General features: G+C 69.4%; 14 protein-coding genes. 5 read left to right on the top strand and 9 right to left on the bottom strand.

Annotated elements, in window-relative coordinates:
* Positions 1 to 10: 10 nt before the first annotated feature.
* Positions 11 to 865: an amidohydrolase family protein gene (locus F0U44_RS20795; RefSeq protein WP_149730409.1), complete on the top strand. Its 855-nt coding sequence runs from the start codon at positions 11 to 13 to the stop codon at positions 863 to 865.
* A 21-nt stretch (positions 866 to 886) separates the two neighbouring features.
* On the opposite strand, the gene F0U44_RS20790 is transcribed toward F0U44_RS20795, so the two are convergent.
* Together F0U44_RS20790 and F0U44_RS20785 are read right to left on the bottom strand one after the other, a co-directional pair.
* Positions 887 to 1,798, bottom strand: a complete 912-nt coding sequence (locus tag F0U44_RS20790; RefSeq protein WP_149730306.1) for an oxygenase MpaB family protein — start codon at positions 1,796 to 1,798, stop codon at positions 887 to 889.
* A gap of 50 nt (positions 1,799 to 1,848) precedes the next feature.
* Positions 1,849 to 2,271 (bottom strand): nitroreductase/quinone reductase family protein, encoded by a 423-nt coding sequence (locus F0U44_RS20785; protein ID WP_149730305.1) that lies wholly within the window; start codon positions 2,269 to 2,271, stop codon positions 1,849 to 1,851.
* A 118-nt stretch (positions 2,272 to 2,389) separates the two neighbouring features.
* Here F0U44_RS20785 and F0U44_RS20780 point away from each other — a divergent pair, with 118 nt between their 5' ends.
* Positions 2,390 to 2,827, top strand: coding sequence for a DUF6069 family protein (locus tag F0U44_RS20780; protein WP_188113599.1), 438 nt, complete (start codon positions 2,390 to 2,392; stop codon positions 2,825 to 2,827).
* On the opposite strand, the gene F0U44_RS20775 is transcribed toward F0U44_RS20780, so the two are convergent.
* Positions 2,824 to 5,355, bottom strand: coding sequence for a replicative DNA helicase (locus F0U44_RS20775; RefSeq protein ID WP_246160744.1), 2,532 nt, complete (start codon positions 5,353 to 5,355; stop codon positions 2,824 to 2,826). The genes F0U44_RS20780 and F0U44_RS20775 overlap by 4 nt on opposite strands.
* Positions 5,356 to 5,929: 574 nt before the next feature.
* On the opposite strand from F0U44_RS20775, the gene F0U44_RS20770 reads away from it, so the two are divergent.
* A complete protein-coding gene (locus F0U44_RS20770) occupies positions 5,930 to 7,297 on the top strand; it encodes an MATE family efflux transporter (RefSeq protein ID WP_246160724.1) in 1,368 nt (455 codons plus the stop codon).
* The gene (locus F0U44_RS20765; RefSeq protein ID WP_149730302.1) at positions 7,294 to 7,863 is read left to right on the top strand and encodes a hypothetical protein; all 570 of its coding nucleotides are present in this window, start codon (positions 7,294 to 7,296) and stop codon (positions 7,861 to 7,863) included. Before F0U44_RS20770 ends, F0U44_RS20765 begins: the two co-directional genes overlap by 4 nt.
* Before the next feature lie 159 nt (positions 7,864 to 8,022).
* Here the strand turns inward: F0U44_RS20765 and rplI are convergent, their stop codons facing one another.
* The 6 genes from rplI to F0U44_RS20735 all read right to left on the bottom strand — a co-directional run bounded on the left by rplI (position 8,023) and on the right by F0U44_RS20735 (position 12,316).
* On the bottom strand, positions 8,023 to 8,469 hold the full coding sequence (rplI, locus tag F0U44_RS20760) for a 50S ribosomal protein L9 (protein WP_149730301.1): 447 nt from the start codon (positions 8,467 to 8,469) through the stop codon (positions 8,023 to 8,025).
* A gap of 26 nt (positions 8,470 to 8,495) precedes the next feature.
* Positions 8,496 to 8,732 carry a 30S ribosomal protein S18 gene (gene rpsR / locus F0U44_RS20755; RefSeq protein WP_149730300.1) on the bottom strand — a complete coding sequence of 79 codons (237 nt, stop codon included), beginning with the start codon at positions 8,730 to 8,732 and terminating at the stop codon, positions 8,496 to 8,498.
* Between the two features lie 76 nt (positions 8,733 to 8,808).
* A complete protein-coding gene (locus F0U44_RS20750; protein WP_149730299.1) occupies positions 8,809 to 9,366 on the bottom strand; it encodes a single-stranded DNA-binding protein in 558 nt (185 codons plus the stop codon).
* Positions 9,367 to 9,464: 98 nt separating this feature from the next.
* Positions 9,465 to 9,752: a 30S ribosomal protein S6 gene (gene rpsF / locus F0U44_RS20745; RefSeq protein WP_149730298.1), complete on the bottom strand. Its 288-nt coding sequence runs from the start codon at positions 9,750 to 9,752 to the stop codon at positions 9,465 to 9,467.
* A 136-nt stretch (positions 9,753 to 9,888) separates the two neighbouring features.
* Positions 9,889 to 11,865 (bottom strand): FHA domain-containing protein, encoded by a 1,977-nt coding sequence (locus tag F0U44_RS20740; protein ID WP_149730297.1) that lies wholly within the window; start codon positions 11,863 to 11,865, stop codon positions 9,889 to 9,891.
* A gap of 10 nt (positions 11,866 to 11,875) precedes the next feature.
* A complete protein-coding gene (locus tag F0U44_RS20735) occupies positions 11,876 to 12,316 on the bottom strand; it encodes a hypothetical protein (RefSeq protein ID WP_149730296.1) in 441 nt (146 codons plus the stop codon).
* Between the two features lie 82 nt (positions 12,317 to 12,398).
* Between F0U44_RS20735 and F0U44_RS20730 the strand changes: the two genes are divergently transcribed.
* Entirely contained in the window at positions 12,399 to 13,061 is a 663-nt protein-coding gene (locus tag F0U44_RS20730) for a TetR/AcrR family transcriptional regulator (RefSeq protein WP_149730295.1), read from the top strand.
* The last annotated feature ends 6 nt before the right edge of the window (positions 13,062 to 13,067 follow it).

Genomic DNA, 13,067 nt, shown 5'->3' with positions numbered 1-13,067 from the left:
TGCGGCCGTGATGCGGGAGCGGTGGGCGGCACTGGGGATCCCCGGTGCGATCGACATCCACACGCACTTCATGCCGGCCAACGTGATGGCCAAGGTGTGGGCCTACTTCGACCGGATCGAGGCCGACTTCGGTCAGCCCTGGCCGATCACCTACCGCTTCGACAACGACCGGTGCGCCGAGATCCTCGAGGACTTCGGGCTGGTCGCGCACACCGCGCTGAACTACCCGCACCGGCCGGACATGGCGACCTGGCTCAACGAGTGGGGAGCGGCCTTCGCTGACAGCCACCCGTTGTGCGTGCGGTCGGCGACCTTCTTCCCCGAGGCTGCTGCCGCCTCCTATGTGCCGGCCGCGATCGAGGCGGGCACGCGGGTCTTCAAGGCGCACCTCCAGGTCGGCGGCTACGACCCGCTCGACCCGCTGCTCGCACCCGTCTGGGGTGCCATCGAGAACGCCGGCCTGCCGGTCGTCTTCCACTGCGGCTCCGGTCCGGCGCCGGGCACCCACACCGGGCCGGCTCCGGTCGCTGCCCTGCTCGCGCGCTTCCCTCGTCTGCGGCTGGTGATCGCCCACATGGGCACACCGGAGTACGCCGACTTCCTCGCGCTCGCCGCCGCCCACGAGGGCGTCCATCTCGACACGACGATGACGTTCACCGACTTCACCGAGGCCAACGCGCCCTACCCGCGCGAGTTGCTGCCGCGGCTGCGCGACCTCGGCGATCGCGTGGTGTTCGGGTCGGACTTCCCCAACATCCCCTACACCTACGACGTGGCGATCGACGCGCTCGAACGGTTGGACCTGGGCGAGGAGTGGCTGCGCGCCGTACTCCACGACAACGCGGCGCGGCTCCTCGACCTCTGACCTGCGGTTTTCAGGCGGTCCTCAGACGGTCGGCGTGCGGGCGGGTGCGCCCGGAGTGGTCGCCCACCGGATCGCTCCGACGGCGCCCACACCCAGCGCCCGGACCACGGTGCGCTCGGCGACGGGCAGCCAGGGCAGACGCAGGTGGCGGCGGGTCCACACCGGCAGGAGGCCGACGGCCGCGGCGACGAGGACGACGTAGGGAGCCCGAGCGGGCAGCGGCAGCGGGGGCCTCAGCAGGAGGTAGCGGGCGGCCTCACGTGCCTCCGGCGTCGAACGCAGCTCCGGACGAAACGCCGCCAGCGTGGCTCGGAGCTCCGCCTCGGTCGTCGGCGGGTCCGTGACTCCCAAGCGGCGGGCGACCTCCGCGGTCTGGGCCACGTAGTGGTCGCGCTCAGCGGCGTCGAGGGGGCGGGCGCCGTAGGCCTGGTGCGCGGCGAGGAAGCTGTCGACCTCGGCGACGTGTACCCAGAGCAGCAGGTGGGGGTCTGATGCGGAGTACGGCGTCCCGTCCGGCATCGTGCCCCTGATCCGCTCGTGGATCGTGCGGACCGCGGCGACCGCCTGCTCGGCGTCGGTGTCGCGACCGAAGGTCGTGACGGCCAGGTAGCGGCTGGTGCGGGCCAGTCGACCCCACATGTCGGCGCGGTAGTCGGAGTGCTCCGCGACCCCGCGCATCGCGGCCGGGTGGAGCGTCTGCAGCAGCAGGGCCCGGATGCCTCCGACGAACATCGAGGCATCGCCGTGCACGCGGGCGATAGGGCTGTCGGGCTCGAACCACCGCGGGCCCGGCGTGCCGTGGATCCGATCGCGATGGCGCGGACCATCGGGACCCGCCACTCGCAAGAAGATCTCCGCGCCGATCCGGTCCCGCGCGGCCGCGGTCGCAGCGCCGAGGCGCACGCCCGGGATGCCGATCGCGGGAAGGCCCATGCCCCCAGTCTGCGGGCTGGGTCAAGCCAGCAGATCCCCGCCGCGGCTGCTCAGGCTGGGGTGAGGACGACGACCGGGATCGGTCGGTCGGTCTTCGCGCGGTAGCGGGTGTAGCGGCCGCTGTTGCTGTCGTCGCAGATCTTCATCAGCCGCTCGTAGCCGGCCTGGTCGGGGTAGACGGCGCGGGCCGTCGCCTCCTGCCGCTTGCGGCCGAGCTGGTAGTTGATCGCCGGGTCGGCCTCGAGGTTGAAGAGCCAGGCGGGCGGCTTGTCGCCGCCGTGGTTGGAGGCCACGATCAACACGTCGGCGCCGTCGCGGGCGTAGACGAGGGCGGAGATGCGCTCGAGCCCGCTCTTGCGGCCCTTGGTGCGGAGCAGGATCGTCGGTACGCCGAGCAACCGGTGGCCGAGGCGTCCGTTGGTGCGCTCGTAGACCTTGCCGTGCCACTGGAGCATGCGCGTGTAGAGACTCATCGCGGCTCAGGCTATCGATCGTCAACGAATTCTGATGACTTGTCGTATCAGCGTCGGTCTCTTCGTGGAGAGGACATGAGCGGGTCACCGAGGCCCGCCACCGCCTGAGGAGAACGCCATGACCAGCACGATCCAGAACCCCGCCAGCACCACCACTGTCGCGCCGGCCGCACGTCCGACGATCTGGAAGCACGGCATCGGCGTCGCCGTCGCTGCCGCGGCGACGACCACCGCCCTCGCCGCCGCCGCGTCGGCCGCCGGCGTCTCGTTCGCCGACAGCACCGGGGAGTCGATCCCCGTGCCCGGCTTCGCGACCGTGACCCTCTTCCTGGTCGCGATCGGCGTCGGCATCGCCGCGGTGATGGCGCGCGTCGCCCGCCGGCCGCGCTCGACCTTCATCCGGACCGCCGTCGCCCTCGTCGCGCTGTCCTTCGTGCCCGACGCGACCTTCGGCTTCGACGTCGCTTCCGCCCTCACCCTGATGACGCTGCACGTCGTCGCGGCCGCGATCGTGGTGCCGGTGATCGCGGGTCGGCTCGTGGAGAAGCGCCGCTAGTGCGCCATGTCGACGAAGCGCGAGTAGTGACCCTGGAAGGCCACGATGATGTCGCGGGTCGCACCGTTGCGGTGCTTGGCGACGATCAGGTCGGCCTCGCCAGGGCGCGTCGACTCCTTCTCGAAGACGTCGTCACGGTGGAGCAGGATCACCATGTCGGCATCCTGCTCAATACTGTTGTGGAGCGGGATTCCGTTGGCGACAAAGTTGTGAACGCCGAGCACGGTTGCGTCGTAGACCGGCATTTCGCCGAGCGACTCAACTGAGGCGATCTCATCCCAAAAGATGTCATTCGTCGCAGTCAGAGCCAGGTCGTTGTCCCCCAGGATCGCGGCGACGTGGGCCAGCGTGTTTCGCCCAGGGGGTCGCCGCATCAATGTCGCTACCGATCCATACTCGGCCACGAGCTCTGCCACTGGAGTCGGCTCGCGGCTGATGGAGTCGCGAACCCGGTCCCAGACGCCAGCCGGCACCGTGTCCATACCCGGTTGCGCGATCACCGTCCTGAGGAAGTCCGCCAACTCGTGCGCCTTGTCCTCCCGCGCGCCTGACGCGCCCACGGCGTCGAGGAACCGGAGCTGGTTCTCTGCCCCGGAGACGTGCACCTGGTAGCAGACGCGGTAGTTGCCCTTCTTGTACGCCCTGATGCGAGTGAACACGTTGAACCGGAGCAGGAGCCGAGCGACATCGTCGGCCAAGCGACGGCTCGTTGTTCCATACATGATGACGCCGCGACGGGCCTTGGAGTCAGTGTGAATGCAACCGTCGGTCGCCCAGAGGCTGCGCAAGAACAGCGCCAACTGCTCCTTCGGCAACGCCGAGACCCAAGCGGGAACGAACTTTTCGTGACTACGAAGGCCGAACAACCCCATCTCGTCGAGCCACGAAGCGATCGGGTTTCGCTTACCGCGCGCCAGTCGATAAGGCGCCGGAAGCCGGAGCGAGGTCACCCGCGCCGCCGGGTATTCGTCACGCACTGCCGTGATGCCGAACAGTTGGCGAGCTGCCCACGCGACGGTCGCTAGGTTGTGCTCGTCGATGCTCGCGTATCGAATCGGTTGGCGCTTCACGAACGAGCCGTCGCCGATGAGATGTCCAAGGAGCACGATCTCGTTGGGATCGCGGGGCTTGATCTCAAGGGGCGGCGGAACATGCCTCGTCGAACCCACCCGGCTGCCAACGGTCAGTTCGGCTAGGGGCATCCAGCCCTCGTAGGTCAAGAAGGGATGATTGCCCGTCGCCTTGACCGTCCGACCGGACGCGAGTGTGACCTCGTAGACCTGCTTGGTCCCACTCGGGAACGCGTGCGTCAGGGTCCGCGGTACCAGCTTGAGGCGGTCGTCGAGCGCCCACACCGGGATGTCCTTGGCTCCGGACTCCATCAGCTCGCCGAGCGAGATCTCAGCGTTGGTGTCCGCGCGCATCAACCGCGTGTCGGCCGTCAGGCAGCCGGACTCACGAAGGTCGCTCATCATCGGACGCTTGTCGGCACGCTGCTCCGGACCACGGTTGAGCTGCGAGAGCGCGATGATCGGGACCTCGAGCTCCTTCGCCAGCAGCTTGATCTGGCGCGAGAACTCCGAGACCTCGAGCTGACGCGACTCGACCTTCTTGCCCGACGTCATCAGCTGCAGGTAGTCGATGACGATCAGCTTGAGGTCGTGGCGCTGCTTGAGCCGCCGCGCCTTCGCGCGGATCTCCATCATCGTCATGTTGGGGCTGTCGTCGATGAACATCGGCGCCGCCGACACCTTCGCCACGTGGCGGGCCAGCCGGTCCCACTCCTCCGTCGACATCTTGCCGTTGCGGATGTGGTTGAGCGGGATGCGTCCCTCGGCCGAGAGCAGACGCATCGTGATCTCGGAGCGCGTCATCTCGAGGCTGAAGAAGGCGCTGGTGAGGTTGTTGTGGATCGACGCCGCACGGCAAAAATCCAGAGCCAGCGTTGATTTGCCCATAGCGGGCCGAGCTGCGACGACGATCATCTGACCGGAGTGGAGACCGTTGGTCAGGTCGTCGAGGTCGTTGAACCCGGTGGGCACGCCGTAGATGCCGGCCTCACGGTTCTCGATGGCCTCGATCTCGTCGAGGACCGCGTCCATGATGTCGCTGAGGGGGGCGTAGTCCTCCTTCTTGCGGCGCTCGGTGACGTTGTAGACCTCGGCCTGCGCGGCATCGACGATCATGTCGACCTCGCCCTCGCCGGCGTAGCCGATCTGGACGATCTTGGTGCCGGCGTCGACGAGGCGGCGCAGGATCGCCTTCTCGCGGACGATCTCGGCGTAGTAGCCGGCGTTGGCCGCGATCGGCACGTTGGCCGCGAGCGTGTGGAGGTAGGGCGCGCCGCCGATCTTCTGCAGCTCGCCGCGTCGCTGGAGCTCGCCGGCCACGGTGACCATGTCGGCGGGCTCGCCGCGACCGTAGAGGTCGATGATCGCGTCGTGGATCGACTCGTGGGCGGGGCGGTAGTAGTCGGGGCCGCGGACACCTTCGAGCACGTCGGCGATGGCGTCCTTGGAGATGAGCATCGCGCCGAGCACGGACTGCTCGGCCGCCATGTCCTGGGGAGGCGTGCGCCCGCCCGAAGGAGCAGACCCCGGCGCGTAGGAGACCGGTCCGTCGCCCCACTCGTCGTCCGGCGGCGGTACCTCAGCGAGGCTCACCCGGCTCCCCTCCTCGTTGCTTGGTCGCTCCGTCTGGTCGTCCACGAGCAGGCTCCCGCCAGGGTCCGACACAACCCTTGAAGCGCCCCGTGGCGTGTCTCGCATGGAGTCGTGCGAGAGACTCGCCCCGCGAAACTACGGCCCCGAGGAGGGGCTTGGATAGTGGCCTATCCCCAGGCCATCGCCTGGCCTGGGGATAACTCGGGGTCGGTCGTGGAGGACACGCAAAAACGGTGTGCACGGGTTGGGGAGAAGTCTGTGGAACTGATGCGTCACGAAGGGGTCACCCCCCTCCTGACCTGCGGAAACGTAAATGCACACCTGTGGAACCAAGATTTTTGGCCAGAAATCTCGTTCACCTGGACGTCATCTGGCCGTAGCCGGCCCGTCAGCGCCCCCGTGGGCCGTCCGGGACGATATCCACAGTCCGGAGGTCGCCGTGGGTCGGCTCCGACTGACGGCTGACGACCGGGAGATCGGGCGGCTCGCCGTACCGGCCTTCCTCGCGCTCGTCGCCGAGCCGCTCTTCCTCCTCGGGGACGCTGCGGTGGTCGGTCACCTCGGCACCCGGGAGCTCGCCGGACTCGGGATCGCGGCCACCGTCCTGCAGACGCTCGTCGGCCTGTGCATCTTCTTGGCCTACGGCACGACCGCCGGGGTGGCACGCCAGCTCGGCGCTGGACGGCGGCAGGCAGCATTGGCCCAGGGCATCGACGGGCTGTGGCTCGCGGTCGTCATCGGAGTGCCGACGACGGCCGTCGCCATCGCCTTCACCGAACCCCTGATCAGCGCGTTCGGCGCCGGGGAGGCGGTCGGCGACCAGGGGGCGACGTACCTCCGCGTCGCCCTGCTCGGTGTCACCCCCCTCCTCCTCATGCTCGCCGCGACCGGCGTGCTCCGCGGTCTTCAGGACACCCGCACCCCGCTCGTGGTCGCCGTGGTCGGCAACATCGCCAACCTGGTCCTCAACGTTCTCCTCGTGTACGGCGTCGGGCCCGTCCCGCGCCTCGACATCGCCGGCTCGGCCCTGGGCTCGGTGGTGGCGCAGGTCGGGTCGGCGGCGGCCCTCGTCGCGGTCGTCGTCGTGGCGGCGCGTCGCGAGGGCGCCTCATTGCGTCCGGACCTCCCCGGCATCCGCACGGCGGCACGCGCGGGCGTCGCCCTGCTGGTCCGCACCCTGACCCTGCGCGCCTCGCTCCTCGTGACCACCTTCGCCGTCGTGCTGACCGCTCGGTCGCACGCCGATCAGGCGGTGCCGATCGCCACCCATCAGCTGGCGATGACGATCTGGGGGTTCCTCGCCTTCGTGCTCGACGCCATCGCGATCGCCGCCCAGGCGATCACCGGACGCCACCTCGGCGCCGGCGACGTCGCGGCCGCCCGTGCCGTGACCCGTCGGATGGTCGGCTGGGGTGTGGTCGGCGGAGTGGTCACCGGCATCGGGCTCGCGGCGCTCAGCCCGGTCCTCGGCGTGCTCTTCACGCCCGACCAAGCCGTACGCGACGCGTTGATCCCGGTCCTGGTCATCGCCGCCGTCGCCCAACCGGTCGCCGGCGTGGTCTTCGTCCTCGACGGCGTCCTGATCGGCGCCGGCGACGGTCGCTACCTGGCCTGGGCGGGGCTCGCCGTGCTCGGCGGCTACGCTCCGCTCGTGCTGGGTGCTGCGGCGATCGCCGACGACTGGGTGGGCGGTGGGCTGCCCTGGCTGTGGGCGGTCTTCTCCGTGGTGTTCATGGGGGGCCGGTTCCTCACCCTCACCCGCCGCGCTGCGGGTGACCGTTGGCTCGTCACCGGAGCGTCCCGATGAAGCCGCTCTACGCCATGGCCTTCGGCCTGATCCTGGTCGCCCTCGGCCCGACCGGCGCCAAGCCCGACACCTTCGACCCGATGCCCGACCCGCTCGGCTGGCTCTTCGTCCTCATCGGCCTGGTCAGCCTCGCCGCCGTCCTCGACGACGCCCGGATCGGCATCCTTCGCTTCCTCGGCGCCACGGCCATGGTCTTCTCGATCGCGCTCGTCGTGCCGGCGGTCGCCCGCTGGGTGGCGACCGACCCGTCGCTCGGCTGGACCGCCGACGTGCCGCGCTTCAGCTTCTTCGCCGTCCTCTGCTACGAGCTCAGCGCCGCCGCGCTCAAGCAGAAGGCGACCGTCGCAGCCTCGACGTTCAACCTCTCCGCGCTCGCGCTGCTCTTCGTCCTCGCCGCTCCGCCCGTCGCCTTCGGTGGCGGGATCGAGGAGGTCGGCAACGCGGGCGAGATCACCGCCGAGATCGTCCAGATCGTCCTGGTCGTCCTGTTCTTCATCTACGGGAGCCGGCCCTGGGCGGGCGCGCCCGTGGAGGCTGAGGCTGCAGGAGAGCCTGGGGCGGAATGAGGTCCGTTTCCCAAGGGATGTAGCCGAGTGATCGCTTCCCCGTGTGAATTCGCACTGGGAACCATTCGTTCGACTACATCCCTTGGGAAACGGACACCCGAAATGCAACGAGCGGCCGGCCCCATCGGGACCGGCCGCTCGTCAGCGACTGCGTAGGTGTCAGGCAGGGATCACGTTGAGCGCGACCGCGGCCGACACGTCGTCGTGCAGCTTGACCGAGACCTGGTGGGCACCGAGGGTCTTGATCGTGTTGCCGAGGACGATGGTGCGCTTGTCGATCGACTCGCCGGCAACCTCGCCGAGGGCCGACGCCACGTCACCGACGGTGACGGCACCGAACAGACGGCCGCCCTGGCCCGCCTTGACCTTGACGTCGACCGTGCCCTGCTCGAGCTTGGCCTTGATCTCGGTCGCGTGGGCCGCGTCGCGGACGGCGCGAGCGGAACGGGCCGCCTTGATCGCGTCGGCCTCGGTCTGGGCGCCACGGCTCCAGCGGATCGCGAATCCCTGCGGGAGCAGGAAGTTGCGGCCGTAGCCGTTCTTGACCTCGACCACGTCGCCGGCGGCACCGAGGCCGTCGACTTCCTGGGTCAGGATGATCTTCATGAGTTCTTCTCCTCCTTCAGCCCGGGTCAGCGGCCAGCGGCCGTGTAGGGCAGCAGGGCGACCTCGCGAGCGTTCTTGACCGCAATGGCCACGTCGCGCTGGTGCTGGACGCAGTTGCCGGTCACGCGACGCGCGCGGATCTTGCCGCGGTCGGAGATGAACTTGCGGAGAAGGGTGGCGTCCTTGTAGTCGACACCGGTCGCCTTCTCCTTGCAGAACTGGCAAACCTTCTTCTTCGGCTTGCGGATGACTGCCTTGGCCATTGTGGTGCTCCTCCTCAGAGCCCGCCCCCGCCAGTCGAGTGGGAGCGGAATGGTTGTTGGTTGATGTATTGCTAGATCAGAACGGCGGTTCTTCGCTGCCGACGCCCGGGGCTCCCCACGGGTCACCGGCCGGCGCGCCGCCGCCCTGGTTGCCGGCCGGAGCCGACGAGGCCCACGGGTCGGACGCAGGTGCGCCGCCGCCGTAGCCGCCGCCACCCTGGCCGCCGCCACCGTTGCCGCCGCCGTAGCCGCCGCCACCACCGCCGGAGCGCTGGGCGCGGGCGACCTTGGCCGTGGCGTACTTCAGGGACGGGCCGACTTCCTCGACCTCGATCTCGAAGACGGTGCGCTTCTCACCCTCGCGCGTCTCGTACTGCCGCGACTTCAACCGGCCCTGGACCACGACGCGCATGCCCTTGGTGAGGGACTCCGCGACGTTCTCCGCAGCCTGGCGCCAGACCGAGCAGGAGAGGAACAGCGCGTCGCCGTCCTTCCAGTCGTTGGTCTGCTTGTCGAAGGTGCGCGGCGTCGACGCGATCCGGAAGTTCGCCACAGCCGCACCCGACGGGGTGAAGCGCAGCTCCGGGTCGTCGACAAGGTTGCCGACGACGGTGATGACGGTCTCGCCTGCCATTTCAGGTCTCCCTAGCGTTCGTGATCGAGTGATCGTGTGGCGCTCATCGTGTACTGACCTGCCGACAATCGGTAGGGCCAGTCCACAGCGCCGCGCGGTCAGACGGTCGGACGCAGGACCTTCGTGCGCAGGATCGCCTCGTTCAGACCGAGCTGGCGGTCGAACTCAGCCACCGTGGCGGGCGTGGCCGTCAGGTTGATGACGGCGTAGATGCCTTCGGCGTTCTTGTTGATCTCGTACGCCAGACGGCGACGGCCCCAGATGTCGACGTTGTCGACGGTGCCGCCATCGTTACGGATGACGTTGAGGTACTTGTCGAGCGACGGCTCAACAGTGCGCTCGTCGAGGCTCGGGTCGAGGATGACCATGACTTCGTATGCACGCAAAGCGGTCTCCACCTCCTCTGGACTAGGCGGCCACGGACTTTCCGTGGCAGGAGGGCTCTGCTGTCACCACTCCCCCTTTGGGAGGGCGACGGGTCAGGTTAGCAACCGCGGGAGGCGCGCAACGAATCCGCGATGGTCACTGCAGAGTGACCTGGTTGTGCACCTCGAAGCCGCCGTCACCGGTCAGCACCGCGTCGATGCCCTCAACACCCACGCCGCCCACGACCACCTGGTAGGAGAAGCAACCGTCGGTGCCGCCGGCGACGATCGAGTCGCTGTAGAGCGCCGAGCCGTCGACACCCACCAACGTGAGCGACAGCGTGGTGCCCTCGGGGACGCCCCGGAAGTCCCACTCGGCGTAGATCGGCTCCTCGCCCGGCGGGTAGGGCAGCACGTCGGTGTCGGCGGCGCAGCCCTGACTCCCCTCCGAGGCCCAGCCGAGCGCCTCGATGGTGGCCTGCCCCGGCACCTCCTGCTCGGGCACGTCGCCGAGGTAGGGCGAGACGTAGTCCGTGCCCTGCTGGGCAGCGGCCAGCAGGGCTTCGGCGAAGTTGACCGGCCGCAGTCGCGCCGAACCACCGGTGAAGCTGCCGCCCGCACCGGAGTCGCCGACGGTCATGTCGGTCACGACGTTGTCGTTGATGCCGATGATCTCGCCGTCGTCGTTGATCGACGGACCGCCGGAGTTGCCCGACCCGATCCGCACGTCGCTGTCGATCCAGGCTCGCGCCGGGTCGATCGGCTCATCACCGAGGAAGGTCGAGACCACGCCGCGGGTGACGGTGAGGGCGTTCTGGGTGAAGTCCTCGGTCGTCGCCACGTGGGCGACGCCCGGGAAGCCGAGCGCCGTGATGCTGTCACCGGTGTGCACGTCATCGATGTTGCCGAGCGCGAGCGGCTCGGGCAGGTCGAGGTCGGCCGGCGCGATCGGGTTGCCCGCCACGTCGCCGGTGATCTGCATGATCGTGAGGTCGAGCGGGCCGTCGGAGACGACAGGCTCGGCGATGTACTCCGGCGCCGCGGGCTTGTCGTCCTCCGCGGACACCAGGGCGATCTGGTACGACGAGGGGCCCTCGCCCTCCTCCGGGAAGAGCGCCCCCGGCGTCGTCGGGTCACCCACGTGGGCGGCGGTCAGGATCTTGCCGTCCTCGCTGACGATCGCGCCGGAACCCTTGCTCGTGACCTCGCCGTTGGCGTCGAGGGCGATGATCAGCACGGTCGCGAGCTTGGCGCGGGTGAGCTCCTCGGTCGTCAGTCCGCTCTGTGCGGTCGGCTCGTCCTTGCCGCCCTTCTCGTCGTCGCCACCAGCAAGTACGACGGCCGCCGTCACGCCGCCGCCGACGATCACCAGGCCCCCGACGATGCCCCCGACAAGGGCTGCGGTCCGCTTGCGCTTCTTGCCGGCGAGCTCCTTCTGCGCCTGGCGTGCATCGACGATCGGCACGACCTCGACCTCGATGCCGGCCGTCGGGTGACCCAGCATCAGGGTCAGCGGTTCGATCACCTTGACCGCGGTGACCCGGTCCTCGCCGTCGAACGTGCCGGCGGTCGAGCGGTCGACGTACCACCACCCGTCGGGCCGGCTCTCGACCACGGCGTGCAGCCGCGAGACCGCCGCGTCGTCGGTGACAACCTCGTTGGCCGGGTCGCGACCGATCCGCACCATCGTGCCGGGGACGAAACGCTTGCTCTGACCGCCCGTGCGCACCAGCAGCGCGGGACCAGGCACGAACGACCCCGGTACGGCGCCTCCCGGCACGATCGTCTGCTGGAGCCCCGGCGCGGGCAGCGCCGCCTCGGGGAGGGGAGCAGCAGGTCGGGCGCCCGCGATCGAGTAGGTGAGCTGCTCACCCTCGAGGCCACCGATGCGCAGGGTGCCCTGGCCGGTCAGCCGGACCTCGGAGACCTGGGTGCCGTGGTGGAAGGTGCCGCTCGAGCTGCCGGTGTCGACCAGGGTCCACCCGGTCGCGTCGGGGCGGATCTCGGCGTGCTGGCGCGAGACCGTGCCTCCCATCAGGGTGATGTCGCAGTTGGGGTCGCGGCCGATGGTCACGACCTTCGTCCCGTCGAACATGAAGCTCTGGCCGCCGGCCTCGATCTGCAGGGGAGTCACGGAGAGAACGTTAGGGCTGCAACTGCTCCTGTGCCCGCAATTCGACGAGGCGTCGGTGCGTGACCAACGGGATCACCGCGGCCCGGCCGATCATCGTCGCGCAGGCGGTCGGCACACCGACGATCGCGCCGCCCAGGAGCGACCCCAGGATCCACGCGCTTCCGAGGCTGACGAGCACGACGGTCACGACACCAGTGAGGAGGACCTGCGCGGTCTGCGTCCGACAGGGGCTCGCCACGACATGGACCAGCGGGATGCCGACGAGGGCGAAGGGGAGCGACAACACCCCTGCGTAGGCGGACATCACCACCACCATCGCCGGGGCGTAGACCGCGTTGTCGGGCTCGAACGCCACCTCGACCGCGACCACGAACAGCACGACGCAGCCAACGCTGATCAGGTAGGCGAGCAGGTAGCCGTCGATCCCGGGGGTGGTGCGCTGCTGGCTCATGGATGCCTCCTCGGCTGTTTGAGCGTTCGCTCAACTTCATCATGCCCTACGATTGAGCGATTGCTCAAGACGGGAGACATGGGTGAGCACAGCGACCAGGGACAAGCTGCTCGACGCCACGCTTCAAGTGGTGGCGGAGCAGGGCATCGCCAAGGCGTCGGCGCGCACCATCGCGGCCGAGGCGGGGGTCAACCAGGCGCTGGTCTTCTACCACTTCGGATCGATCGACGAGCTCCTCGTCGCGGCGTGCGAGCACGGGGCTGCCCAGCGGGTCGAGGCCAACCGGCAGGCCCTGGCCGAGGTCCGCTCACTGCCCGAGCTCGTCGCCACCGCCCGCCAGCTGCACGAGACCGAGCGGGCGGCCGGCCACGTCGCGCTCATCGGTCAGCTCCTCGCGGGAGCACCGTCGCACGGGCCACTCGCCGGGGCGGTCGCCACCGGGTTGGGTCTCTGGGTCGCCGAGGTGGAGCTGGTCCTCACGCGCCTGCTCGCCGACACCCCGGTCGCCGATCTCGTCGATACGGGCGGGCTCGCCCGCGCGATCGCGGCGTCGTTCGTCGGCCTCGAGCTCTACGACGGCGTGGATCCGGCCGGCATGGCTTCCGCGCTCGGGGCGCTCGAGCAGCTCGCGGGCCTGGTCGCCGTACTCACCGATCTCGGGCCGCTCGAGGCTCGTGCGGTCCGCCGTCGGCTGCGGCGGGCGACCCCCACGGCCGCCAAGGGAAAGGTCGGCGGTGCCTCCTAGGCTGGC

The sequence above is a fragment of the Nocardioides humilatus genome, from assembly GCF_008373755.1.
Lineage (GTDB): Bacteria > Actinomycetota > Actinomycetes > Propionibacteriales > Nocardioidaceae > Nocardioides > Nocardioides humilatus.
Note: the sequence above shows the minus strand (reverse complement) of the source record. Positions and strands in the feature narration are given on the sequence as shown.